Origin of the sequence: Saccharothrix sp. BKS2, assembly GCF_047689505.1 — a bacterium.
GTDB lineage: Bacteria > Actinomycetota > Actinomycetes > Mycobacteriales > Pseudonocardiaceae > Actinosynnema > Actinosynnema lopnurensis.
In genome coordinates this window covers 133,148-157,293 of sequence record NZ_JAUQOL010000015.1, presented here as the reverse complement: position 1 = coordinate 157,293, position 24,146 = coordinate 133,148, and the positions used below count along the sequence as shown (strand labels likewise).

The window sequence follows — 24,146 nt, the reverse complement described above, 5'->3', positions numbered from 1 at the left end:
CCTTGCCTGCCACTTTCGATAAAAAATCATTTACGGCGGTCACTCGACGGGGAGAAACCTCTGTTAGCCTTCACGCTCCAGGGTTGACTTTCTACCGTTCCGTGAGACAACTTGGCCGGTCAGGCCGTTGTAGCCTCATGGTCGAAATTTATTCCAGTGCGCGGTGGCGGAGGCCGGTGAATTTCCGGGGCCGGTCACGAGCGTGCTGAATTCCCGCTGCCGTGGAGGACAACCGACCATGATCTCCACCGATCCACGCCGACTCACCGTCCTGGGCCCCGTCGCCGCGATCGCGATCGCGCTCGCCGTGCAGGCCCTCCTGATCTTCGGCCCGTTCATCCCGTTCTGGATGAACGACTTCGCCGTGTACCAGGGGGCCGGGCACGCCGTCCTGGCCGGCCTGCCGCTGTACGGGACGACTTTCCTCAACGGCGCGCTGTTCACCTATTCGCCGTTCGCCGCCGTCCTGACGGTCCCGGCGGCGCTGCTGCCGGCGGTGGCCGCGCAGTTCACCTGGACGGTCGCCGGCTACCTCGCGCTGAGCGCGTCGATCTGGCTGGCCCTGCGCATCACCGGCGCCACCACCGCCCGGCGGCACACGGCCGTGCTGGTGGCCGCCTGCACCGCCGGCGCGTCGCTGCTGGCGCCCGTGCAGCTCAACGTGCTGCTCGGGCAGATCAACCTGGTGCTGATGGCGCTGGTCCTGCTGGACTTCCTGCCGTCGCTGCCCGAGCGCTACCGGGGCATCGCCACCGGCATCGCCGCCGGGATCAAGCTCACCCCGCTGTTCTTCGTCGCCTACCTGTTCTTCACCGGCCGTCGCCGCGCGGCCTACCAGGCGCTGGTCGCGTTCGCCGCCACCGCGCTGGTCGGGTTCGCCCTCCTGCCCGCCGATTCGCGGACCTACTGGTTCCAGGGCACCTTCTACGACGCCACGCGCGTCATGACCAACGACCTGGTGGTCAACCACTCGCTGCCGGGGTTCCTCGCGCGCCTGCTCGGTGAGTCGACCGCGCCGCTGTGGGCGCTGCTGGTGGCCGGGGTGGTGGCGGTCGCGTGCCTGGCGGCGGCGGTGTGGGCGTGGCACCGGGGCCACGACGTGGTCGGGCTGCTGGTGATCGCCTTCGCCGCGCAGCTGGTCTCGCCGGTCACGTGGGTGCACCACGCCGTGTGGGTGGTGCCGGCCCTGATCTGGCTGGCCACCGCCGGGTGGCGGCGCGCCACCGCCCTGCCCCGGGCGCTGCTGGTCCTGACGGCCGCGTGGTACTGCGCACCGCTGTGGATCGTCGGCATGAGCGGCCCGACCGAGGTGCCGTTCCACTTCACCCCGGCGGGGAACCTGTTCGTCACCCTCACCGGCATCGTCGTGCCCGCCGCGATCGCGATCGCCCTGCTGCCGGTGTGGCTGCCGCGGCTGCGGCCGGTCGAGCCGGAGCGCGCCCGACCGGAGCAGGGCCGACCGGAGCAGGCTCAACCGGAGCAGGACCGGCCGGAACAGGTCCCACCGCAGGTCACGCCCGCGGGTTGAGGCACCCCACCGGTCGAGCCGGACCCGCCGCGGTGTGCGGCGGGTCCGGCCCGCGCGGGCGTCACTCCACGTGCTGGGTCACCGTGCCGCGCACGAAGTACCGCTGCGCCACCAGGAACAGCAGCACCATCGGCACCGTGGCGATCGCGCTCGCCGCGAGCACCAGCTCCCACTGCGCCTCGCCGCCCTCCCCGAACCGGTCCAGCACCGCCTTCAACCCGCGCGGCAGCGTGTAGAGCTCGGGCTCGCGCAGGTAGATCAGCGGCTTGATCAGGTCGGTCCAGGCGGCCTTCAGCTCGAACACGAACACCACGACCAGGCCCGGTCGCGCCAGCGGCAGCGCCATGCCGGTGAACAACCGCCACGCGTTCGCGCCGTCGACCTTGGCCGCGTCGAACACCTCGCGCGGCAGGCCGAGGAAGAACTGGCGCAGCAGGAAGATGTAGAACGCCGAACCGAACAGGTTCTGCGCCCACAGCGGGATCTGCGTGGTGGCCAGGCCCAGCGCGTGCCACTCCAGGTACACCGGCACCATCGTCACCGCGGCCGGCAGCATCATCGTCGCCAGCACCACGCCGAACAGCGCGTCGCGCCCCCGGAAGCGGAACATCGCGAAGCCGAACGCCACCAGCGCGCTGGCGACCGTCGCCGCCGCGGCCGCCGCCAACCCGACCGCGACGCTGTTGCCGATCCAGGTCAGCAGCGGCACCGCCCGCCACACCTCGATGTAGTTGCCCGGCGAGAACGGGCGCGGCAGCAGCGCGTTGTCGAACACGTGCGCCCGGTCCTTCAGCGACGCGCTGACCAGCCACCAGAACGGGTAGCCGAACGCCAGCAGGACGACCAGCAGTCCCGCCCACACCCCGAGCCGCTTCACGACCGCTCCCCGTCGTAGTGGACGTACCGGCGCGACAGGCGCACCTGGACCGCCGTGACCACCGCGATCACCACGAACAAGCCCCACGCCAGCGCCGAGGCGTAGCCCATGCGCAGCGACCCGAACGCCTCCTGGAACAGGTGGATCACGTAGAACAGCGCCGCGTCGCCCTCACCGGACTGCTTGGCGCGCGCCCCGAAGAACATCGCGTACGCCTCGGTGAAGACCTGGAGCGAGGCGATGGTGTTCACCACGGCGGTGAAGTAGACCGTGCCGCTGATGCCCGGCAGCGTGATGTGCCAGAACTGCCGCCACGGGCTCGCGCCGTCCAGCCGCGCCGCCTCGTAGCGCTCCAGCGGCACGCGGGTCAGCGCCGCCAGGTACAGCACCGCGGTGCTGCCCACCGTCCACAGGCTCATCACCACCAGGCCCGGTTTGATCCACGTCGGGTCGGTGGTCCAGTTCGGGCCGGTGAAGCCGAACCAGCCCAGCAACTCGTTGACCGCGCCGTTCTGGCCGTTGAGCAGCAGCAGGAACATCGCGGCCAGCGCGACCGGCGGCGTCATCACCGGCAGGTAGACGACGGTGCGGAACAACCCGGCGGCCCGGCCCGCGCGGCGCAGCAGGCTCGCCAGGCCCAGCGCCAGCACGATCTGCGACGGCACGTGCAGGACGGTGAAGAACACCGTGTTCCACAGCGCGGTGCCGACCCGGTCGTCCACGGCCATCTCGCGGTAGTTGTCCAGCCCCACGTAGGACGGTGGCTCCAGCATGTCGTAGTGGGTCAGCGACAACCACAGGCTGAACACCATCGGGCCCGCGGTGAAGGCCAGGAAACCGATGATCCACGGTGACAGGAACAGCCAGCCGGCGCGCGCCTCGCGTTTGGTGACCGACACGGCACTACCTCCCGCCCACGCGCTTGAGCGCGCGCTCGGCTTCGCGTTGGGCCTGCGCCATCGCCTCTTCCGGTTCCTGCTGCCCGGTCAGCACCCGGTTCACCGCGCCCTCCCAGGCCCGCACCAGCTCGCTCGCGGCCGGGCTCGGCGGCACGGCGAACGCGCTCTCCTGCAACGCCAGCACGGTCGGCACGCCCTCCCGCAGCAGTCGGTTGTCGCCGGGGTCGAACACCTCGCGGTGGATCCGCTCGTCGGCGACCCGGTTGGCGGTGAACGTGCCGCCGTAGGGCTTGCCGGCGGCGGCCAGCGCGTCCCGCCGGGCCCGCGCGGCGGTGACCCAGGTGTCCGGGGCGGTCATGGCGGCGATGAAGTCGCAGGCCGTGCCGGGGTGCCGGGCGCCCTTCGGGATGGCCCACGCCGAGCCGTTGGAGTCGGTGAGCGGGTTGCCCTCCCGGTCGGTGAACGGCGCCACCGTCACGTCCACGTCGGGGGAGTTGGTGGCCAGCGTGTTGAGGTACCAGGAGTCCATCGGCATCGCGGCCAGCTGACCGGTCGCGTAGTGGTTGGCCGCGCCGAACAGGTCGAAGGTGTCGCGGAACGCCTTGAACGACGCCCAGCCGCCCTGGCGGTCGACCAGCTCGGTGGTGGCGCGGACCGCCTCGACCACGCGCGGGTCGTCCAGGCGGGCGCCGGGGCCGGCCAGCTCCGCGCCGTTGGCCTTGGCCCACAGCGGCAGGAACTCCGGCATCTTGGGGTCGAAGCCGATGCGCCGGATCTTGCCGCCGTCGATGCGGGTGAGCCGGTCGGTGAGCGCGGGCAGGGCGGACCAGTCGGCGGTGGTGAGGGTGGCGGGGTCGAGGCCCGCCTCGCGCACCACCGGGTTGTTGATGATCATCACCCGGAGGGTGGAGAACTCCGGCACACCGTAGACGCGGTCGTCGTGGGTGACCTGGCGCAGGGCCGCCTCGCGGAACTGGCCCAGGTCGACGTCGTGGCGGGCGAGGCAGTCGTCCAGCGGTTGCACCGCGCCGCGGGCCGCGTAGCTGCCGAGCTTGGAGCGTTCGGCGTAGACCAGGTCGGGCGGGTCCTCCGCGGCCACGGCGGACAGGAACTGCTGCTCGTCGAACGCGCCCTCGTTGATGCGCAGGTCGATGTCGGGGTGGGCCCGGCGGAACACCTCCACCCGGGCCGTGGCGTGCTCGTCCGGGAGGCCGAAGCCCATGGTGACCAGGGCGTTGGGGGCGTCGCCCGGCCGGTCGCCCAACCCGCCGCACCCCGAGGCGGCCAGCAGCGCTGTTGCGGTGAGCACGAGCACGCGCATGATCGCCTCCGGTGCCGATCGACAACGGGACTTGTTCCCACCCGGCGCACCAGTCACACCCAGGTCACCCGGTCGGCCCAGTGCTGTCCATTGTGGATGATCGACTTCGGGGGTTCCGAACGTGTGGTTCGGGGGTCCTGGACGTACGACACGGTGGGTCCGGACGTACGACTCGCGGGTGGGCTAGGCGGCGGCCTCGGCGGTGGCGTCGGCGGCTTCGGCCAGGTCCAGGGTGCTGCCGGTGAGCCTGCCGCGGACGGTGAGCGCCTCGGCTAAGCGGATCAGGTAGGTGCGGCGGGCCGGGCGGGTGCGCGGGGTGCGCCGGACGGCGGTGCGGTAGCGGATGATCGCCTCGTCCAGGTCGGCGCGCCGACCGGTCCTGGCGTAGCGGCGGCCCACCAGGTCGGCCAGCGCGACCTGGCAGGCGGTGCGGTCCCAGCCCTGGTCGGCGTTCGGCGCCTTGAGCGCGTCCCGGTAGGCGGTGATCGCGTCGTTGAGGTCCGCGGCGTTGTCGCCGAGGTGGAACCGCCTGGCCAGGGCGTTGCCGAGCGCCTCGGCCTCGGGGGCCCGGCGGGGGTGGGCGACCGGGGTGTCCCGCAGCGCGCGCCGGCACCGGGTGACGGCCTCGTCGACGCCCTCGCCGCCGTCCTGCTCGTGGTCGACCACCAGTTGCTCCTGGCCCCACCAGCTGCTCATGACCCTCCCGGTGCTCCGTTCAGCCGCACAGCGCGGCCGTCGTCAAGGCAGAGCCGCGGCGGATGGGACAACCCTACTAGCCGGGCGGAACGCGCCGGGTCACGGGACGGGAACCGTGTCCTGGCGCGGGGTTCCGGCGGGCGGCGGGTGCCCTGGACGCGAGCTACGCTCACCCGTGTGAACGACGCCTCGAAGACCCCGGCCGCCGACCCCAACCCCGAGCACGGCAGGGGTGGCACCTACTCGGTCAAGGGCAAGGAGTACACCCGCGACACCCGCTACCTCACCACGCGGATCACCGCCGACGGCCGGGACGGCTTCCCCGTCGAGGCCGGCCGGTACCGGTTGGTCGCGGCGCGCGCGTGCCCGTGGGCCAACCGGGCGATCATCGTGCGGCGGCTGCTCGGCCTGGAGGACGCGCTGTCGATCGGCCTGCCCGGCCCGACGCACGACGAGCGGTCGTGGACCTTCGACCTCGACCCGGGTGGGCGGGACCCGGTGCTGGGCATCGAACGCCTCCAGGAGGCGTACTTCAAGCGCGACCCGGAGTACCCGCGCGGCATCACGGTGCCGGCCCTCGTCGACACCACGACCGGCGCGGTGGTGACCAACGACTTCGCCCGGATCACCCTCGACCTGTCGACCGAGTGGCGGGCGCACCACCGGGAGGGCGCGCCCGACCTGCTGCCCGAGGCGCACCGCGACGAGCTGGACGAGGTGAACCGGCGCGTGTTCACCGAGGTGAACAACGGCGTCTACCGGTGCGGGTTCGCGGGTGGGCAGAAGGCTTACGACGAGGCGTTCGCGCGCCTGTGGACGGCGCTGGACTGGTTGGAGGAGCGGCTGGGCGGGCAGCGGTACCTGGTCGGGGACACGATCACCGAGGCGGACGTGCGGCTGTTCACCACGCTGGTGCGCTTCGACCCCGTCTACCACGGTCACTTCAAGTGCAACCGGAACAAGCTGGTCGAGATGCCGGCGCTGTGGGGGTACGCGCGGGACCTGTTCCAGACGCCGGGGTTCGGGGACACGGTTGACTTCCAGCAGATCAAGCGGCACTACTACGTCGTGCACACCGACCTGAACCCGAACGGGATCGTGCCGGGTGGACCGGACCTGTCGGGGTGGGTGACGCCGCACGGGCGCGAGGCGCTGGGTGGTCGGCCGTTCGGGGACGGGACACCGCCGGGGCCGGTGCGGGAGCCGGTCGACCCGGGCCACACGCCGCTGGGTGGGTGAGGATGTCGGGTGGGTGGGAGCGTTGGGTGGGTGAGGACGCCGCTCGGGTGAGAGCGCTGGTTGGGTGATGTCGCCGGCCGCTTGATGCCGCCCCTCGGACGGCATCAGCGGCGGTGTGGGTCGGGCGGCTCGTCAACCCTCCCCGCGCGGCGTCAGCAGCGGGCTCCACTCCCGTGCCAGCGCGGCCGCCAGCTCCATGTTGGCCACCGCCTCCTCCGGCGTCCGCCTGCCGTGCCCGCACGCCGCCGCCACGCCGGCGACCGGCGCGCCCAGCGCCTCCACGGTCAGCCGCAGCGCCCGCCTCGTCTCCTCCGGGTGCGCCTCGGCGACCACGCCCGCGATCACGTTCACGCCCCGCCGCAGGCGCCGCAGCGCCGCGAAGAACCCCGGGTCCGTGGGCGGCGCGGCGTCGCCGCTGGTCACCGGCAGGTGGACGGTCGGCATCGGCAGGCGGAGCCGGGCGAGCAGGTCGGCCAGCCCGTTGAGGAACTCGACCGCGGGCTCCAGGTCGGACGGGGCGAACACCGGCACGTGCTCCAGGTCGCCGTAGCACAGGTGCAGCACCCAGCGCCCCCGCGGCGCGGCCCGCAGCACCTCCGACACCTGCCCGCTCAGGTCGCGGGTCAGCAGGGGCCACGCCTCGCGCGCGGTCCGGTGGTAGGCCACCAGCACGGCCGGCGTCTCCAGTTGGAACTGCACGCGGTCCCCCCAGGCGGCGGCCAGCGCGGCGACCTCGCCGATCACCGCCTCCTGCACGGTGGGCAGCCAGTCGCGGGCCGCCTCCACCGAGCCCGAGCCGAACAGCGCCAGGTCGAGCGCGTGCGGGATGCCCACCTGCACCCGGACGTCGGTGGCGCCGATCGCGTCCAGCGCCGCGAACGCCGCCTCGGCCTGCGCCGTGCGGCCCGGCGCGACGTCACCGGGCGTCAACCGGTGGCCCGGCCGGACTCGGTAGCAGGGCATGTCGGCGTAACCGCGGCTCGCGCCCCCGCGCACCTGCTCCAGCGCGGGCACGGCGGCCAGCCGGTCGAGCCAGTCGATGATCCAGCGCGGGTCCCGGTCGTAGGGCAGCGCGGTCAGCTCCGCGCCGTCGCGGTGGCGGAGGAACCAGCTCATCGCGGTGCCCGCGTCCTCGCACAGCGGTCGCGGCAGCGAACCCACCAGGTGGACGGGCAGCGGACGCGACGTCCAGTGGACCGGCGTGGCCCGGGATTCCGGCATCGTCGTCATGGTGGGCCTGCTTTCGCTGGAGGACCGTGCCCGGTCATGCTCGCAGCTCCGCAGGGGTGCGGATGACCATCGAGCGGCTGCCGTGAAGATCATCCACGCGATCGTGTGACGTCCCGTTCCGAGGGGTGGGACCCTTGCGGGACAGGGGAAGTGCGTCGGCGCGGGAGTTTCGTCACTCACACGAGTGGAATGGCGCCGGATGCGCCCTCTCGACCGGACGGACACCGTCCACTGTGCTGCACTCAAGGGGACAGAGGCGCCGCGGGTCCCCGGGGCGCACTGGCGGGAGGGAGTCGGAACGCCGGTCCGGCAACCCGTTGCGTCAACGGAGAACCGGTCCACCCGGACGCGTCGGCCGCCCGCGACGCGTTGTCGGCGGTGTCACCCGCGAGGACCCTGTCCCGTGTGGACGCTGCTCCGGATCCGGTCGGTCGCGCGCGGAGCGCGGGCGGGGAGTCGTCGGCGTGGGGTTGGCCGGCTTCCCGTCCCTCCGCGCGGGCGATCGGCCAGGGGGCGGTTCGGCTGGTGGGCGCGGGAGCCATCTCCCGCGATGTGGTGCCGAACCGCCCCCGGACGGCTTGCACCACCGGGACCCCCACCTCCCGGGAAGCGGGGTTCGGCACCCTCCAGGCCACCAGGGGGCCTGCACCTCCCGGGCGCCGAGGTCCGGCACCTCCAGGCCACCGAGGTCCGGCACCTCATGGGCACCAGGGGCTGAGCGGGGACTTCCGCAGGCTCCGCGATCAGCCGGGGTCGCCGCGCCGCTTGCGGTGGACCACCCAGCCGAGGTCGACGACCAGCACGACGACGAGCACGCCCAGCAGCACCGCCAACCACGTCAACCCGGCCCGCCACGCCAGCACGGCGGCCACGCCGTTGAACACGATGCCGAAGCCCGCCAGCCACAGCCGCAGGGTCAGCGCGCTGCGCGGCGGCGCGGGTGGCGGCAGCTCCCCGGTCACGGTCGGTCCGGTCGCGTCGGCCCGGCCGGCCGGGCCGATCGGCCCGGCCGGCCCACCTCGGCGACCACTGTCCGCGTTCGGTGCTCGGTCATGTCCCCTCCTCGCGCGGTGGGCTACCCGCCGCAGGCCCGCCGATACGGGCGGAGACCGGGTTCAGCCCTTCGCGAGGTGCTGCTTGGCGGCCTCGTAGCCCAGGTGCAGCCAGTCGGAGGCGGCAACTGCGACCAGCGTGGTCATGCCGATCCGGGTGGCGCGCGGCGCGAGCACGTGACCGGCGGTCAGGGCGGTGGCGATCCAGACGCCCGAGCAGAACGGGCAGGTCACCAGCTCGCCGACGGCGTGCCGGACACCCTCGCCGCGCACCGACTCGTTGACCTCGGCCACTCCGGCGGGCTCCTCGAACCGGGTGAACGGGGCGCGCAGCGCGGCGGTGATCGAGCTCTTGGTCAGCAACCGGCTCGCCTTGTGGGTGGCCACCGACAGCAGCAGCACGTCACCCGCCGACACCCGGTCGGGCAGCCGGGCCCCGGTGCGTCGGCCGACCAGCACGGCCGTCCCGATCAGGCCCGCGTACGTGCTCATCGCGGACAGGTAGCCGGCCAGTGGCCGCCGCTCTCCGTTGGAGTAGGCGATGCGGATGCGTTCGAAGCTCCGGGCGATCGACATGTGCGGTGATTTGCCGCTGGGCGGAAATTCAAACCGCACCCCGGGACGTCCCAGGTCAGGGCCCTGGGACAAAACGGACCGGTCGGCACGAACCAGCCGCGTGGGCCGATCCGCGCCGACCGGTCCGGTTCGGCCGGTGGTGGGCCCGGGGGCCGGTGGTGGGCCCCCGGTGGTGAGTCCGGGTGGTGGACCCAGGTGGTGGAGCCAGGTGGTGGGCCGGGGATGGTGGGCCCGGGTAGTGACCCCGGTGGTGGTCAGCCGGTCCAGGCCAGCAGCGCCTGGCTGCGCTCCGGGCTGCGCAGCAGCCGCAGCGACTCCTTCTCCAGCTGCCGGATGCGCTCCCGGGTCAGCCCGACCTCGGCGGCCACCTCCTGGAGCGTGCGCGGCCGGCCGTCGGTCAGGCCGTAGCGCAGGGTCAGGATCAGCGCCTGGCGCGGCGGCAGCGTGTCGACCAGGCTGAGCAGCTCGGACACCATGCCGTTGTGCTCGACCACCTCGTGCGCCTGCACCGCCTCGGCGTCCTCGATCAGGTCGGCCACGGAGGTGCCGCCGTCGTCGCCGACCGGGGTCTCCAGGCTGATCGCGGACCGGCCGGCGGCCAGCAGGTCGAGCACCCTGGGCAGCTGCGCGCCCGCGGCGGTCGCGATCTCCTCGGGGGTCGGCTCGCGGTCCAGCTCCAGCCGCAGCTTGCGCTCGACCTTGCGCAGCTTGGACAGCTCCTCGAACACGTGCACGGGCAGCCGCACGGTCCGGGTCTGCTCGGCCACGCCGCGCTCGATCGCCTGCCGGATCCACCAGATCGCGTAGGTGGAGAACTTGTAGCCCTTGGCGTAGTCGAACTTCTCCACCGCGCGGATCAGGCCCAGGTTGCCCTCCTGGACCACGTCCAGGAACGGCAGGCCGCGGTAGGCGTGCTTCTTGGCGACCGACACCACCAGGCGCAGGTTGGCCCGGATCATGTGGTCCTTGGCGCGCCTGCCGTCCGCCACGATCTCGCGCAGCGCGCGGCGCCGGTCGAACTCCATGGCCGGGCTCTCGCCGGCGTCGGCGGCGCGCACCAGCTCGGCGGCGTACACGCCGGCCTCGATGCGCCGGGCCAGGTCGACCTCCTGCTCTGCGGTCAGCAGCGGTGTGCCGCCGACCTCGCGCAGGTAGTGGCCGACCAGGTCGGCGTCCTGGGACCACTCCCGGCGCGACGTGTCGGCGCGCTGCGGGCGGGTCTTCGTCGCGGTCGAGGACATGCCTTCTCCTTCTGGGATCGGCCCGCTCTCAAGGGCACGGGGAGTGGTGAACGTGTCGGCGATGTACTTGTCGGGTGATCCGCGACGGCTTCGGCGGCTCTCGTCCGAGCCCTTGTCGGGCGACACCTGGTGCAACGGAGCGTGACGCGTGGGCATTCCCGGTCGGGTTACCCGAACGGGGGCGACCTCGAACACAGGAACGACATGGGTAGGTGCGCTCACCCGGGGTAGCCGAAGGGCATGGTGACAAGAGCATGGTGAAACGGGCGCTGTGGCAGGGCCTGGTCGCGGGTGCGGCCGGGGCAGCGGTGATGACGGTGGGTGAGAAGCTGGAGCAGCGGCTGACCGGGCGGCCGGACTCGTACGTGCCCGCCCTGGTGCTGGAGCGGCTGACCGGGATGCCCGAGCGGCGCTCACGCGCGGTCAACCTGGCGATGCACTTCGGGCAGGGCGCGGTGGCGGGCGTGGTGCGGTCGCTCATGGCCAACGCGGGGATGCGGGGCCCGGTGGCCTCCGCGCTGTTCACGGCCGTGCGGTTGAGCAACGACCAGATCCTGGAGAACGCCACCGGTGTCGGCGCGCCACCCCAGACGTGGCCGCGCCGTGAACTGGTCGTCGACGTGCTGCACAAGTCGGTCTACGCGTTCGCGACCGGCGTGGTGGCCGACCGGCTGGCCGGTCGACCGGGCCCCGGTCAGCGGCACGCGGCGCTGCGGCCGGGCCGCCGGTCCGACGTGGGGCCGCTGCCGCGCCACCGGGTCTGAGAGGTCGGCCCGGCCGGGACGTCCCCGGGCCGGGCCACCTGCTCAGCTCACCCGATCAGCCGTGCGAGGTTCCGTCCGCCGTGCCCTTCGTCCGCGCGGACGCGCCCTCCGGCTCCGAGGACGGCGGCGTCGGCGGCGTCTCCTCCGCACCGCTGTGCCGGTCGATGACCTCGCTGAGGTAGCGCAGCACCACCGCGGCCGCAGCCACCACCGGCACCGCCAGGAACGCGCCCGCGATCCCGTACAGGCTGCTGCCCGCCGTCACCGCCAGCAGCACCACCGCGGCGTGCAGGCGCAGGCTCCGGGACTGGAGGATCGGCTGGAGCACGTTGCCCTCCAGCTGCTGAACCGCCACCACGATGGCCAGCATGATGATCGCGGTGGTCAGCCCGTTGCTGACCAGGGCGACCAGCACGGCCAGGGCGCCCGCGATGAACGCGCCGACGATGGGCACGAACCCGCCGAGGAACGTCAGCGCCGCCAGCGGCGCGGCCAGCGGCACCCCGAGCACCACCAGGCCCAGGCCGATCAGCACCGCGTCGACCAGGCTCACGACGGCCTGGGTCCGGATGAAGCCGCCCAGCGTGTCCCACACCCGCTCCAGCACGACCGTCAGGTGCGCGCCCGCGCGCTCGCCGACCACGCCGCGCAGCCACGGGGTGAACCGCGGGCCGTCCTTGACGAAGAAGAACGCCAGCAGCAGCGCGACCACCCCGGTCACCACGCCCGAGGTGACCCGGCCCGCCCCGGTGAGCAGGCCGTTGGCGATCGAGCCGACGCTGGACTGGAGCTGGTCGGTGCCCTGCTCGACCAGGTCGTTGAGCTGGCTGGTGCCGAGGTTGAGCGGCGGCCCGGCCAGCCACTCGCGGGCCTGCTGGAGGGCCTGGGTGGCGCTGTCCGCGATCTCGGGGACGCCCGAGACGATCGAGGTGGTGATCAGCGCGACCACGCCGCCCAGCACGCCCAGACCGCCGAGCAGCACCACCGTCGCGGCCAGCGCGGGCGGCAGGCCGCGCGAGCGCAGCCACCGGGTGGGCGGCCACAGCACGGTGGTGATCAGCAGGCCGAGCAGCACCGGCATGACGATCACCCAGAGCTTGCCGATCACCCAGGAGACGATCACGAAGCCGACCGCGGCGAGCGCCAGGCGGGTGCTCCAGCGCGCCAACCAGCTCAGACCGTGCCCGATGGCGTCACCGCGGTCAGCCCAGCGGCGGTTCCCTGCACCCACGTCGCCCGTCCTCCCAGCGCACCGCGCCGCGCGGCGCTCGCGGTGCAGCCTGCCAGACCGCGTCCGCGCCGCTCGAACACCTCTGCGGGCCGATCGTCGCTCATCCGGGTGGACTCCGCACGGCCGCGGTCTTGACGTGCGGCGACCGGGGAAGGGGTGTGGGTTGATGTGAGGCCCCAGGCGCACCGAGGAAAGAGCGACCGTGTCAGGCATCCCCGTGATCGAACCGTACCCGCTGCCCGCGGCCGGCGACCTGCCGCCGGGTCCCGTCGCGTGGACACCCGACCCGGGCCGGGCCGTCCTGCTGGTCCACGACATGCAGCGCTACTTCCTGCGGCCGGTGCCGGAGCCGCTGCGCGGCCACGTGGTGCGCAACGCCGCCCTGCTGCGCGAGTGCTGCGCCGCCGCGGGCGTGCCGGTGGCCTACACCGCCCAGCCCGGCGACATGAGCCCCGAGGACCGGGGCCTGTTCCGCGACTTCTGGGGCGAGGGCATGACGGGCCTGCCGGAGGACCGGGGGATCGTGGAGGAGCTGCACCCCGAACCGGACGACTGGCGGTTCACCAAGTGGCGCTACAGCGCGTTCTTCCGCTCCGACCTGCTCGCCCGGCTGCGCGCGGCGGGCCGCGACCAGCTGCTGCTGTGCGGCGTCTACGCCCACGCGGGCGTGCTGATCACCGCGGTCGAGGCGTTCAGCAACGACGTGCAGACCTTCCTGGTCGCCGACGCGCTCGGCGACTTCTCGGCCGACCACCACCTGATGGCCCTGACCTACGCGGCCGAGCACTGCGCCGCGCTCACCACCGTCAAGGAGGTGATCGGCGCGTGGAGCTAGCACCGAGCGCCCACGAGGACACCACGACCCGGGGCTGGCTGCTGGACGTCGCGCCCGCGCCGGACCTCGTGCCCGAACCCGACCACCGGTGCCCGCTCAACGCCGCCGGCGTGCTCGACGACGCGGTCCGGGGCGGTGCCGACCGGCGCTGCCTGGTCACCGACTCGGGCACCTGGAGCTACGGCGACCTGCTCGCCCGCGCCAACCAGGTCGCCGGCGCGCTGGTGCGCCGCTGGGGGCTGCGGCCGGGCAACCGGGTGCTGCTCCACGGGCCCAACACGCCCTGGTACGCGGCCTGCTACCTCGGCGTGCTCCGGGCGGGCGGCGTGGTCGTGCCGGTGCCGTGGGGCGTGCGGGCGCGGGAGGTCGCGCCGATCGCCGAGCTGACCGAGGTGGACCTCGCCGTCGCCGACGCCCGGTACGCCGCGGACCTGGCGGAGCTGGCGCAGCGGGTGGACGTGCTGCTGTTCGGCGCGGAGCCCACGGAGTTCGGCCGCGAGGTCGACGCGGGCCCGGACGCGTTCGCCCCGGTGCGCACCAGCGCCGACGACGTCGCCGTGGTCGACTTCACCTCCGGGTCGACCGGCGCGCCCAAGTGCGCCATGCACCTGCACCGGGACCTGGTCTTCGCCGCGCTCAACCACCACCGGATGCTCGACCTGTCGCCCGACGACCTGGTGGCGAGCAACGGGTCCATCGCCTTCGGCTACCTGCTGGGCGCACTGGTGCTGGCACCGCTGGCCCGGGGCGCGGCGGCGCTGTTCGTGGAGGACGACGACTTCGACGCCTTCTTCGACGCGGCGCACCGCCACCGGGCCACGGTGTTCGCCAGCACCCCCGGCCTGTACCGGCGGGGCCTGCGGACCGGCGCGCCGGTCCCGCCCGGCCTGCGGATCGCGCTGAGCGGTGGGGAGAAGCTGGACCAGGGCACCCGGGACGGGTGGCTGGAGGCGACCGGCGCGCCGCTGGTGGACCACCTGGGCACGACCGAGCTGATGGCGCCGGTGATCGGCACGCCGCGGGGCGAGGCGCACCGCCGCGACACCCTCGGCCGGGCCATGCCGGGCTTCCGGGTGCGCGTGCTGGACGACGAGGGCCACGAGGTGCCGGTGGGCCGGCCGGGCCGGCTCGCCGTGCGGGGCGCCTCGGGCTGCCTCTACGTGAAGGACCCGGTGGCGCAGGCCGAGGGCGTGCGGGACGGCTGGACGCACACCGGCGACCGCGCCACGCTGGACGCGGACGGGCACGTCGTGGTCCACGGGCGCGGTCGCGACCTGGTCATGGTGGACGGGATCAACGTGGCCACCACCGAGGTCGAGACCGTGCTGCGCGCCCTCCCGGCGGTCGCGGACGTGGCCGTGGTGGGGGTGCCCGACGCGTGCGGCGTCACCGCGCTGGTGGCGTTCGTGACCCCCACCGGTGTCGACCGCGGGCTGGTCGGCCTGGTGCGGGAGCACGCGCGGCGGGAACTGGCCCAGTACAAGCAGCCGCGGGTGGTGCGGGTGCTGGACCGGCTGCCGCGCAACGCGCGCAACAAGGTCGACCACCGGGCGCTGGCCGAGGTGGCGCGGGCGGCGGTGGGCGCGCTGTCGTTCAGCGGCTCGGTCTAGCCGCGGCCGGGGGTCGCGGGTCAACCGGTGGTGATGGTGAAGGTGAACCGGTACCCCACGTCGGCGGAGCCGGACCGCGTGGCCCGGCCCTCGCCGCGGGCGTTCGCGTAGGCGCCGGTGCCGCCCACGACGGCCACCGCGGTGTCCTCGAAGCCGCCCGCGATGGACCGGTAGTCCCGCAGGCCGGACAGGTGCAGCTCGCCGTCTGGCAGGCGGAACGTCGAGGTGCAGTGCGCGGTCACCGAGGGCGGCAGGCCGGTGGTGACCGCCAGGACGCCGCAGTGGGAGAAGCCCTCGCCGACGCGGTCGTCCCCGCCGGCGTCGAACAGGTCGCCGCCGCTGACGAAGCCGCTGCCGACCGCCGGGGTCACGGGCGCGGACATCAGGTTGCGCCTGGTCACCACCTCGACGGTGGCCTCCCGGTCGGCGCGCACCTCGTCCGCGCGCACCTGGTCCGCGCGCACCTGGTCCGCGCGCACCTGGTCCGCGCGCACCTGGTCGGCGCCCATCGACCCGCCGACCAGGGCCAGGACCAGCAACGGTTGGACCCGCACCGCGCACCTCCACGTTCGTCCTGATCGGACGATAGGCGCGGGGGAGGGGTGTGGTGCGGGGCGATTCCACGTTCGGGTGAACCTCGGGTCACCGCCGGGCGAAGTGCGCCTCCACCGTCGCGATCTCCTGGGCGAACAACGCCCCGATGCCGTCGAGGAAGCCGTCCGGCGCGTCCGGCACCAGCCGGAACTCGCGCGTCCACTCGATGAAGCTGCGGCCGGGCTCGCCGGTCACCGGCAGGACCCGGTAGGTCGCCACGTAGTCGACGATGAACAGCACCTGGGCCACCGAGCGGTAGGTCAGGGACCGGTCGACCTCGGAGCGGCCGACGACCTCCTCGCGCGCCAGGTCGTTGTTCGGCAGGAGGGTGAACTCGAACGACGAGGGGACGTGCTCGGCGGACCCGCCCGAGACCCAGTGGGCGTTGTCGACGCCCTCGCCGAACACGATGTCGAGCAGCACCATCATGTCCCGGACCTGGGCCCAGACGACGTCCGGGGCGGCGTCGAGGACCGCCGAGTGGTACACGGAGAACTTCGGTCTCAGAGCCATTCCGCACGGTTCCACCGGGCCGCGACGACCACCACGCCCCGACCCGGTGACATCGCGGTGCTTTCGGGTTCCCGAACTCGTGCGGTGTCCCTGGACGAGGCGAGAGGAGCGGGACGTGGGCATCGTGTCGCCCGGCTTCCGCGGCAGGCGTCGGCCGGCCGCGGACCTGCCGCCCGGCCAGCACCTGGCCGAGGACTTCCCGGTCCTGTCGGCGGGCCCGACCCCGCGCGTGGACCGGGACCGGTGGCGGTTCACCGTCACCACCGAGACGGGCGAGGAGCACGGCTGGTCGTGGCGGGAGGTGACGGGCCTGCCCGCCGAGTCGGTCACCACCGACATCCACTGCGTCACCCGGTGGTCCGAGCTGGGCACGACCTGGCGGGGCGTCTCCCTGGACACCCTGCTCGCCGACGTGGACACCGCGGCCGACCACGCGCTGGTCCACTCCTACGGCGGCTGCACCACCAACCTGCCGCTGGAGGACCTGCTGGACGGCCGCGCCTGGCTGGCCCACCGCTACGAGGGCGAGGACCTCCCGCCGGAGCACGGCGGACCGGCGCGGCTGCTCGTGCCGCACCCGTACTTCTGGAAGTCGGCCAAGTGGGTGCGCGGCATCCGGTTGGCGGTCGAGGACGAACCCGGCTTCTGGGAGACGCTGGGCTACCACGACTACGGGGACCCGTGGCGCGAGCAGCGGTACCAGGGCGACTGACCTGGCGGGTCGCCACGCTCGTCGACACCGTCGACGAGACGCCGACCGCCCGGACCCCGGTGCTCGACGCCCCCGGCTGGCCGGGCCACCTGGCGGGCCGGCACGTCGACGTGCGGCCGACCGCCGAGGACGGCTACCGCGCCCAGCGCGGCTACTCGCCGGCCGCGCCGGCGCGGGGCGACCTGGTGCGGATCACCGTGCAGCGGGTCGCCGACGGCGAGGTGTCCCCCTACCTGACCGGGGGCCTGTCCACCGGCGACCCGGTGGAGCTGCGGGGGCCGGTGGGCGGCTGGTTCGTCTGGCGGCCCACCGACCCGAGCCCCGTGCTGCTGGTCGCGGGCGGCTCGGGCGTCGTGCCGCTGGCGGCGATGCTGCGCGCCCGCCGGGACGCCGGCAGCCGCGTGCCCTTCCGGTTGGCCCACTCGGTGCGCGGACCGGCCGACCGCTACTACGCCGACGAGCCGGCCCGGCCCGGAGCCGGTGTGGACGTCGGCTACGTCTACACGCGCACCACCCCGCCGGGGTGGCCGGCCCCGCCGCACCGGATCGGCCCCGCCGACCTGGACACCGGCGGTTGGCCGGCCGGGTTCGAACCCGCCTGCTTCGTCTGCGGGCCGACGGGGTTCGTGGAGGTGGTGGCCGACGCCCTGGTGGCGCTCGGCCACGACCCGCGGCGGGTCAAGACCGAGCGGTTCGGACCGGGCGGAGGCTGATGTGGACGCACCAGGGGTGGGCGGGACGCCGGGCGGTTCCTCGACGGCAACGCGCTGGCGGGTCCGCTGGCGGAGGTGTCCGCGGTGGACGTGACCACCGCCGTGTCCCGGTGCGCCTCGTGCGGCGACACCGGCCCGCTGGCCCGCCTGCGCGTCTACGGCCACGCCCCGGCCCTGGTCGCCCGCTGCCCGGGGTGCGGGTCGGTGGTGCTCAGGGGCAACCGGGGTCCCGGCACGGCGTGGCTCGACCTGCGGGGCGCGGTGAGCCTGCGCGTCGCCCTGCCCGACTGACCCCGCCGCCGGTCAGGACGCCCGCACCAGGTAGATGCAGTACAGGTCGGGCCCGCCGCCCGCGTCGAGCGGTTCGGCGAGGTCCGTCGCGGACAGGTACTCGCCCAGCACGTGGTGCTCGCCCGCGTTCAGCCCCACGGTGTGGCCGGGCAGCCCGGCGAACGAGGAGCACGCGGCGCCGCCCGTGCCCGGCGCGAACGACGGCGGGCAGCTCGGGCAGGCGGGCAGGTCGAACTCGTGCGCGGTCGACCCGGCCACCCGCACGCTGACCGGCGCGTTGACGCCGTTGTAGAACGTCACCCGCACCGGACCGGCGGCGCCCAGCGGCGCGGGCACCGGCAACCGCGCGCCGGTGCCGACCGCGACCTTGGCCGAGATCAGCGCCGACCGGGCCTGCGCGGCGTCGCCGTGCCCGGGGTAGGTGGCGACGAACCGCTCCAGCGTGGTGACCGCGTTCCCCGACCGCCCCTCGCGCAGCTGCCCGAGCCCGCACTCCAGCACGGCGCGAGGCAGGGCGCCCCGGGCCTCGCCCGCCACCTTTTCGGTGGCCTGGTGGGTCAGTTCGGCGAAGTGCTCCAGCGGCGGCAGGGCGTTGCAGAACTCGCCGCGCGGGTAAGGCGCGGTGGCCTCGGCGTAGGCGGCGTCGAGCGCGCCGGGCACCTCGGCGGCGGCCGGCGTGTCCCCGAACTCGTCCACGACGACCAGCAGCGCGTCCACCGCTTCGCGGGCGCGCTCCACCGGTTCGGTCGACGAGGGGGTGCGCGCCAGCAGCAGGTAGGTCCGGGCCGCCTCGGGCCGGAAGGACGGCTCCTCCTCGACCAGGTCGCGGTAGACGACGACGGCGTGGTCGAGCCGCTGGTCCTCCGTCAGCTCCCGGGCCCAGGCCGCGTAGGACTCGACCAGGTTCTCGCGGGCGAACGGCCCCAGCACGCTGTCCGGGTGGTCCTGCCGGAACCGCAGGAACCCGGCCACCGCCCGGGGGTGGAGGTCGCCCTGCCGCGACTCGACGGCCCGCTGGTAGTCCTCGCACTCGACCCGCGCCCGCCTCGCCCCGGCCACGTCGGCGCCCGGGGCCAGCCGGTAGGGGCCGGTGACCGCGTCGAACCCGGCGGTGGCGGTCGCGCAGTCGCCGGCCGCCTGCGCCGCGGTCGCGTCGGCGCGGGCGGCGCGCCCGGCCAGGCCGTACCCGGCGTACGCGCCCGCGACGACCACCACGGCCAGCGCCCCGGCCAGCACCGGCCGCGTCCTGGCGGACCGGTCGTGCGGGCGCGGGTGCCGCGCGGCGAGCCGGTGGGCGTCGAGCGCCAGGGCCGCGAGCCAGACCACGGCGACCGCGAGCCACAGCCGGGGCGACTCCGCCGCGTCGATCGAGTAGGCGATGAGCACCAGCGCCACCACGACGACGGCCGCCACCCACGCCCGCACCCGACGGCCCAGGTAGGCGTACCCCAGCCCGATCCCGGTGAGGTTCAGCAGCACGGCGGCGGCCCTCGACCGCGCGGGTGGTGGTGGGGGCAGGACGGGCAGCCTCGGGTCGGTCGGGGTGTCGTCGAACCACTCCTGCCGCGCCACGGCCTCGGGCCGGTCCGCGCCGTCCGGTGACCAGGTGCCCGGTGTTCCGCCCACCCGGTCGGCCTGCGGTGTCGGCTCGGTCGGCGGTGTTGGTTGGGCCTGTGGCGCCGGCTCGGTCTGCGGTGTCGGCCCGGTTTGCGGTGCCGGCTCGACCCCTCGCTCTTCCTCGTCCGGTCGCTGCTCGTCCATCCCCGCCCCCGCCCCCTCGGCGCCTCACCCCGCTACAGCAGACCACGGGCGGGGTCACCGGAGGGGCGCTGTCCGGACCGGCCACCGGATCGGCCCAGCAGGGCGTGCCGCCGGTCGTGGCGGGGTGCGCGGAGACCGGGGTCAGCAGGTCCCGACCAGCGGGAGGATCGTGGCGTCGAGCCGGTAGCGCGCGAGCCGGTGCAGCATCTCGGCCAGCGCTTCCGGCTGGATCTGCCCTTCCAGGTCCTGGCGCGCGCCGAGCACGGTGCGCGCGACCACGCTGCCCGGCAACCGCCCCCGGTACTCGGCGGTCAGTTCGTCCACGGCTTGGCGGAGGTACGGGTCCTGCTGGTGACGGTTGACCACGGCTGCTCCCGATTTGTCCTGGTTGTCCCTCCATCTTGCGGGAAGCCGCAGGTGTTCGACCTGACGAGTGCCTGACGATCGACCAGCCGCCGTCCGGGTCGTCAGGTCGAGGACGGGCCGTCAGGTGGAGGAGGCGGTGGCCGTCGTCGTGGTGGTGGCGGCGGACGAGGTGGTCGGGTCCGGCCGCTGGGTGAGCGTCGGCGTCGGCGCCGGGTTGACCGGCGAGGTCACCAGCGGCTGCGGCTGGTCCTGCGCGGTGACGCCGCAGCCGGTCAGCAGCGGCACCGCGGCCGCGCACAGCAGCAGCGCCGCCCTCGTGGTCCCGCGCGGTCGGGTCGTCACAGCTGCGCCTCCGGTATCTCCACGACGAACCTGGCCCCGCCACCGGGCCGCTCCTCGACGCGGACCGAGCCGCCGTGGCGCTGCACGTGCTGGGCGACCAGGGCCAGGCCCAGGCCGCTGCCGGTGTCGGTGCCGCGGCTGCCCGCCCGCGTGCCCCGGTCGAACCGCTCGAAGATCCGCTCGCGCAGCTCGACCGGCACCCCCGGCCCCTCGTCGTCCACCTCCAGCCGCGCCTGCCCGGCCCGCCGCAGCACCGCCACCCGCACCGCGCCGCCCGCGTGGCGCGCGGCGTTGTCCAGCAGGTTGCTCACCACCCGGTCCAGCCTGCGGCGGTCGCCCAGCACGTGCGGGGAGAGCCGGTCGGCCTCCAGCGGCACCGGCTCGCCCGGCCGCGCCGCCAGCACGTTCGTCACCAGCGCGGCCAGGTCGATCGGCTCCGGCGTCGGGTCGTCCACCTGCTGGTCGGCGCGGGAGATCTCCAGCAGGTCCACCACCATGCGGGCGAACCGGTCGACCTCGGAGGTGAGCAGGTCCAGCGCCCGTCCGGCGGTGCCGGGGATCTCGGTGCGGCGGCGGCGCAGCACCTCGGCGGCGTTGACCATGGTGGTCAGGGGGGAGCGCAGCTCGTGGCTGACGTCGCCGGCGAACCGGGCGTCGCGCAGCACGCGGCGCTCCAGCGCGTCGGCGGTGGCGTTGAACGTCGTGGCCAGCGGCGTCAGGTCCGGGTCGGACTGCTCGGGCAGCCGGGCCTTGAGGTCGCCGCCCGCGATGCGCGACGCGGCGGCGGTCAACGCGGTCAGCGGGCGCAGGGCGCGCCTGCTCGCCCACGAACCCAGCATGACCCCGAGCAGGCCGCTGGCCACGGTCGTGGTCACCAGCACCGCGCTGAGGAACCGGAACGTCCGGTCCAGCTGCACCATCGGCGCCATCTCCACGTACACGCCCTCGGCGTTGGTGATGGGCAGGGTCACCGCGTAGACCGGGATGCCGTCCACGATCAGCCGCTGGCCGGCGGGCACGCCCTCGCGGCCCATCCGCAGCAGCGGGGGCGGCAGCACGGACGCGTCGACCTGCCTGCCGCTGGTGAGCACCTGGCCGGGGCGGAACAGCAGGATCGTGGTGTCCGGGCTCGCGGTGAGCCCGGTCAGCAGCTCCTCCAGCCCGTGCGAGCCCGTCCGCAGCGACTCGTCCACCAGGCGCACGTTCACCTCGGCCTGCCGCACCGCGCTCTGCTCGCGCTGGCGCAGCATGTAGCCCGAGGCCAGGTTCCACACCACCAGGGCGAGCACGCTGGTCAGCAGCAGCGACCCGATGCCGAGCACCATCGCCACGCGCCAGCGCAGCGAGAACCGGTGCACCCCCCTCACCGGTCGGGGTCCGGCCGCCGGCCGGCGGCGCGCGCGGTGGCGGGCGGCGGCGGTGCGTCGCGCTCGGTGGGGGAGGAGTCCATGTCACCCCGGATCCTCCCCCACGGAACCGGTCGCCGCCGCCGTCGCAAGGTGATCGCAAGGTTCACCCGCGGGTGCGCCGACCCGTCGCGCCGGCGGTGTCCGCCGCCGTCGCGGTCGAGCGGCTAGGGCGCGGGCAGCGCGGTCCACTCGTCGAACGGCGCGGAGCGCCCCGCCTCCGACTGCTCGCGGACCACCACGCCTCCGTCGTCGGTCAACCCGAACACGGCGATCCTGCCCTCCTGGTCGACCAGGGCGGCGGGCTGGCCGATGATGAAGCCGCCCAGGTCCGCCCACTCCGGCTCGGGCTCCTCGTCCGGCGCGGTCAGCCGGGTGGCGCTGACGCCCCCGCCGCGGTTCGTGGTGAACACGGCGATCCGCCCGTCCTCCCGCAGGGGACCGGGCGCGTCCGCCACGGCGGGCTGCCCCACCCCGCCGTGGCCGGAGGTCGTCTCGCCCAGCGCGGTCCAGCCGCCGTCGGGCAGCTGCCGGGTGTGGCCGACCCAGCCGGCCAGGTCGCCGGAGTCGTTGGCCGCCAGCCGGTAGAAGACGTCCTGCTCGCCGTCGCAGGTGGTGGCCAGCGACGGCGGGCCGGACGACTCGAACGAGACCAGGTCGGGTCGGGGGGTGAAGGGACCGACGGGGCCGTCCTCGTCCGGCGGCGGCGCGGACCAGTGCCGGATGCGGCCGACGCCGTCCTGCACCGCGTAGCCGAAGACGTCGACGCCGCCGGAGCGGTCCAGCCCGACCGCGAGGCCGTCCTGCAACCCCGAGCCGGCCGCGTCCTGCCACGAGTCCTCGAACGCGCCGTCGGGCTCGGCCTGCGCCAGGACGCTCAACCCGCCGCCGCCGTTCTTGACGAACACCCGGATCCGGCCGTCCGCGGTCAGCTTCGCGACCGGCGTCCCCACCTGGGCGGCCAGGTCGGTGCCCCCGTTGGGGTTGCCGAGCCCGGCCCAGCCGGCGAAGGCGCCGTTGACCGCCACCTGCCACGTCGTCACGATCTCGTGGTCGTCCAGCCGGCGGGCGAAGACCTGGAGCCGGCCGTCCTCGTTGGTCGTGACCGACACCCCCGGCGCGAGCGGGCCGGGCACCTTGTAGGCCAGTGGCCCCGACCACTGGCCCGAGGCTTTCCGCCACCACGTCACCAGCCGGTTGCCCTGCGCGGCGAACACCTGCGGCCGGCCGTCCTCGTTCAGCCCCGCCCACGTGGTCCCGGTGGTGTGGCGGTAGACCATCCGCTGCGTCCAGGCCGCGTAGATGCCCTCCAGGGCGGAGTCGGTGTCCCAGCCCTCGTACGCGGAGAAGGTGGCCGCCTTGTCCGCCCGCTGGCCCGCGTCCAGGTTCACCTGCGAGTGCTGGATGTTGTAGCAGCGGTAGGGCACCACCCGCGCCACCGGGCGGCCGTCGGGACCGTCGTAGCCGAACGCGGCCTCGGTCGCGAAGCGGGCGCCGCTGACGTGGTCGCTGTGGTCGTGCAGCCAGGTGGGGGCCTCGTGCCGGGGGTCCGGGTCGGGGTCCTGGGTGCGGACCACGGTCGGCCGCAGCCAGGCGAACAGGTGGCGCAGCAACGAGATCAGGTGGTCCCGGTCGGGGAACCAGTTGCGGGTGTCGGAGGCGTGCAGCAGCGAGCCGCTGGGCACGATGGTCCGCGCACCGCGCTCGTTGAACCAGAGGTGGTACAGGCTCGCGCCGCGGTGGGTCGGGGTGTGCCCCTCGTCCTCGGGGACGGTGACGTCGTCGCACAGGTTGCCCCACTCCGGCAGGTCGAGGAACACCAGCCTGAGGTCCGGGTGGTCGACCAGGGTGTGCACCTCGACGGTGAACGAGGTGTCGCCGATGTCGGCGGTCAGCAGGTCCTCGGTCCACTCGTCGGCCACGTCCGCCATGTGCGCGTACGCGGCGCGGATGCCGAGCTGCCGGCACCGGGCGTAGTCCTCGCGGTCGAGGTCGCCGCGGCTGCCGCACTCGTCGAACGGCGGGTCGTCCGGCCGGCCGGACCCGAGCGGCCGGGTCGCCTCGCCGGCGGTGAGGTAGATGGTGGTGTTGGGCCGCCCGGCGGCGATCGAGTTCGCCAGGTCCGGGTTCAGGAACAGGATGTCGTCGTCCTGGTGCGCGACGACGTTGACGTAGGAAGCGGTCGGTGCGGTGGTGCGGGACGAGTTCGGTAAATCCGGCGGGGCCACCGAGACCTCCCCTCAGCGAGAAGACCGGAGGTGTCCACGATGTGGACGGGCGACCAGGCTAGCCCCGGCGGGGCCTCGCGGAAGGCGTTTTCGGTGTTCCGGTGACCGGACCGCACCGGTG

General features: G+C 74.2%; 23 protein-coding genes and 1 pseudogene. 8 read left to right on the top strand and 16 right to left on the bottom strand.

What is annotated here, in order from left to right:
* Nucleotides 1–238 precede the first annotated feature (238 nt).
* Nucleotides 239–1,528, top strand: a complete 1,290-nt coding sequence (locus Q5530_RS29780) for a glycosyltransferase 87 family protein (RefSeq protein ID WP_415366135.1) — start codon at nt 239–241, stop codon at nt 1,526–1,528.
* A 61-nt stretch (nt 1,529–1,589) separates the two neighbouring features.
* Here Q5530_RS29780 and Q5530_RS29775 read toward each other — a convergent pair whose 3' ends face one another.
* The 4 genes from Q5530_RS29775 to Q5530_RS29760 form a co-directional block, all read right to left on the bottom strand.
* Nucleotides 1,590–2,405, bottom strand: coding sequence for a carbohydrate ABC transporter permease (locus Q5530_RS29775; protein WP_415366134.1), 816 nt, complete (start codon nt 2,403–2,405; stop codon nt 1,590–1,592).
* Nucleotides 2,402–3,304 (bottom strand): carbohydrate ABC transporter permease, encoded by a 903-nt coding sequence (locus Q5530_RS29770; protein WP_415366133.1) that lies wholly within the window; start codon nt 3,302–3,304, stop codon nt 2,402–2,404. Before Q5530_RS29770 ends, Q5530_RS29775 begins: the two co-directional genes overlap by 4 nt.
* A 4-nt stretch (nt 3,305–3,308) precedes the next feature.
* Entirely contained in the window at nt 3,309–4,625 is a 1,317-nt protein-coding gene (locus Q5530_RS29765; RefSeq protein WP_415366132.1) for an ABC transporter substrate-binding protein, read from the bottom strand.
* A gap of 183 nt (nt 4,626–4,808) precedes the next feature.
* Nucleotides 4,809–5,321: a hypothetical protein gene (locus Q5530_RS29760; RefSeq protein WP_415366131.1), complete on the bottom strand. Its 513-nt coding sequence runs from the start codon at nt 5,319–5,321 to the stop codon at nt 4,809–4,811.
* Nucleotides 5,322–5,615: 294 nt separating this feature from the next.
* Here Q5530_RS29760 and Q5530_RS29755 point away from each other — a divergent pair, with 294 nt between their 5' ends.
* Nucleotides 5,616–6,560, top strand: a complete 945-nt coding sequence (locus tag Q5530_RS29755; RefSeq protein ID WP_415366185.1) for a glutathione S-transferase family protein — start codon at nt 5,616–5,618, stop codon at nt 6,558–6,560.
* 132 nt (nt 6,561–6,692) lie between these two features.
* Here Q5530_RS29755 and Q5530_RS29750 read toward each other — a convergent pair whose 3' ends face one another.
* The 4 genes from Q5530_RS29750 to Q5530_RS29735 form a co-directional block, all read right to left on the bottom strand.
* Entirely contained in the window at nt 6,693–7,781 is a 1,089-nt protein-coding gene (locus Q5530_RS29750) for a hypothetical protein (RefSeq protein ID WP_415366130.1), read from the bottom strand.
* Between the two features lie 752 nt (nt 7,782–8,533).
* Nucleotides 8,534–8,752: a DUF6343 family protein gene (locus Q5530_RS29745; RefSeq protein WP_380631920.1), complete on the bottom strand. Its 219-nt coding sequence runs from the start codon at nt 8,750–8,752 to the stop codon at nt 8,534–8,536.
* Nucleotides 8,753–8,905: 153 nt separating this feature from the next.
* Nucleotides 8,906–9,418, bottom strand: coding sequence for a DUF1360 domain-containing protein (locus tag Q5530_RS29740; protein WP_380631922.1), 513 nt, complete (start codon nt 9,416–9,418; stop codon nt 8,906–8,908).
* A gap of 254 nt (nt 9,419–9,672) precedes the next feature.
* Nucleotides 9,673–10,659: a sigma-70 family RNA polymerase sigma factor gene (locus Q5530_RS29735; protein ID WP_415366129.1), complete on the bottom strand. Its 987-nt coding sequence runs from the start codon at nt 10,657–10,659 to the stop codon at nt 9,673–9,675.
* A 254-nt stretch (nt 10,660–10,913) separates the two neighbouring features.
* Here Q5530_RS29735 and Q5530_RS29730 point away from each other — a divergent pair, with 254 nt between their 5' ends.
* Nucleotides 10,914–11,423, top strand: a complete 510-nt coding sequence (locus Q5530_RS29730) for a hypothetical protein (protein WP_415366128.1) — start codon at nt 10,914–10,916, stop codon at nt 11,421–11,423.
* 55 nt (nt 11,424–11,478) lie between these two features.
* Here Q5530_RS29730 and Q5530_RS29725 read toward each other — a convergent pair whose 3' ends face one another.
* Nucleotides 11,479–12,654, bottom strand: coding sequence for an AI-2E family transporter (locus tag Q5530_RS29725; protein ID WP_415366127.1), 1,176 nt, complete (start codon nt 12,652–12,654; stop codon nt 11,479–11,481).
* Between the two features lie 202 nt (nt 12,655–12,856).
* Here Q5530_RS29725 and Q5530_RS29720 point away from each other — a divergent pair, with 202 nt between their 5' ends.
* Together Q5530_RS29720 and Q5530_RS29715 are read left to right on the top strand one after the other, a co-directional pair.
* A complete protein-coding gene (locus Q5530_RS29720) occupies nt 12,857–13,489 on the top strand; it encodes an isochorismatase family protein (protein WP_415366126.1) in 633 nt (210 codons plus the stop codon).
* Nucleotides 13,480–15,099: an AMP-binding protein gene (locus Q5530_RS29715; protein WP_415366125.1), complete on the top strand. Its 1,620-nt coding sequence runs from the start codon at nt 13,480–13,482 to the stop codon at nt 15,097–15,099. The genes Q5530_RS29720 and Q5530_RS29715 overlap by 10 nt, the downstream gene beginning before the upstream one ends.
* 20 nt (nt 15,100–15,119) lie before the next feature.
* On the opposite strand, the gene Q5530_RS29710 is transcribed toward Q5530_RS29715, so the two are convergent.
* Both Q5530_RS29710 and Q5530_RS29705 read right to left on the bottom strand, forming a co-directional pair.
* Nucleotides 15,120–15,653 carry an allene oxide cyclase barrel-like domain-containing protein gene (locus Q5530_RS29710; RefSeq protein ID WP_415366124.1) on the bottom strand — a complete coding sequence of 178 codons (534 nt, stop codon included), beginning with the start codon at nt 15,651–15,653 and terminating at the stop codon, nt 15,120–15,122.
* An 88-nt stretch (nt 15,654–15,741) separates the two neighbouring features.
* A complete protein-coding gene (locus Q5530_RS29705) occupies nt 15,742–16,206 on the bottom strand; it encodes an SRPBCC family protein (protein WP_415366123.1) in 465 nt (154 codons plus the stop codon).
* Nucleotides 16,207–16,321: 115 nt separating this feature from the next.
* Between Q5530_RS29705 and Q5530_RS29700 the strand changes: the two genes are divergently transcribed.
* From Q5530_RS29700 to Q5530_RS29690, 3 genes and pseudogenes are all read left to right on the top strand, one after another.
* Nucleotides 16,322–16,918 carry a sulfite oxidase-like oxidoreductase gene (locus tag Q5530_RS29700; RefSeq protein WP_415366122.1) on the top strand — a complete coding sequence of 199 codons (597 nt, stop codon included), beginning with the start codon at nt 16,322–16,324 and terminating at the stop codon, nt 16,916–16,918.
* Entirely contained in the window at nt 16,888–17,631 is a 744-nt protein-coding gene (locus Q5530_RS29695; RefSeq protein ID WP_415366120.1) for an FAD-binding oxidoreductase, read from the top strand. Before Q5530_RS29700 ends, Q5530_RS29695 begins: the two co-directional genes overlap by 31 nt.
* A 48-nt stretch (nt 17,632–17,679) precedes the next feature.
* Nucleotides 17,680–17,922: pseudogene (locus Q5530_RS29690) on the top strand (DUF6510 family protein); the annotation flags it as partial.
* A 12-nt stretch (nt 17,923–17,934) separates the two neighbouring features.
* Here the strand turns inward: Q5530_RS29690 and Q5530_RS29685 are convergent.
* The 5 genes from Q5530_RS29685 to Q5530_RS29665 form a co-directional block, all read right to left on the bottom strand.
* Nucleotides 17,935–19,548: a tetratricopeptide repeat protein gene (locus tag Q5530_RS29685; protein ID WP_415366119.1), complete on the bottom strand. Its 1,614-nt coding sequence runs from the start codon at nt 19,546–19,548 to the stop codon at nt 17,935–17,937.
* A 276-nt stretch (nt 19,549–19,824) separates the two neighbouring features.
* Nucleotides 19,825–20,049 (bottom strand): hypothetical protein, encoded by a 225-nt coding sequence (locus Q5530_RS29680; RefSeq protein ID WP_415366118.1) that lies wholly within the window; start codon nt 20,047–20,049, stop codon nt 19,825–19,827.
* Nucleotides 20,050–20,169: 120 nt separating this feature from the next.
* On the bottom strand, nt 20,170–20,391 hold the full coding sequence (locus Q5530_RS29675) for a hypothetical protein (RefSeq protein WP_415366117.1): 222 nt from the start codon (nt 20,389–20,391) through the stop codon (nt 20,170–20,172).
* Nucleotides 20,388–21,758, bottom strand: a complete 1,371-nt coding sequence (locus Q5530_RS29670; protein WP_415366116.1) for an ATP-binding protein — start codon at nt 21,756–21,758, stop codon at nt 20,388–20,390. The genes Q5530_RS29675 and Q5530_RS29670 overlap by 4 nt, the downstream gene beginning before the upstream one ends.
* A gap of 206 nt (nt 21,759–21,964) precedes the next feature.
* Nucleotides 21,965–24,025 carry a PIG-L family deacetylase gene (locus tag Q5530_RS29665; RefSeq protein ID WP_415366115.1) on the bottom strand — a complete coding sequence of 687 codons (2,061 nt, stop codon included), beginning with the start codon at nt 24,023–24,025 and terminating at the stop codon, nt 21,965–21,967.
* Nucleotides 24,026–24,146: the final 121 nt, after the last annotated feature.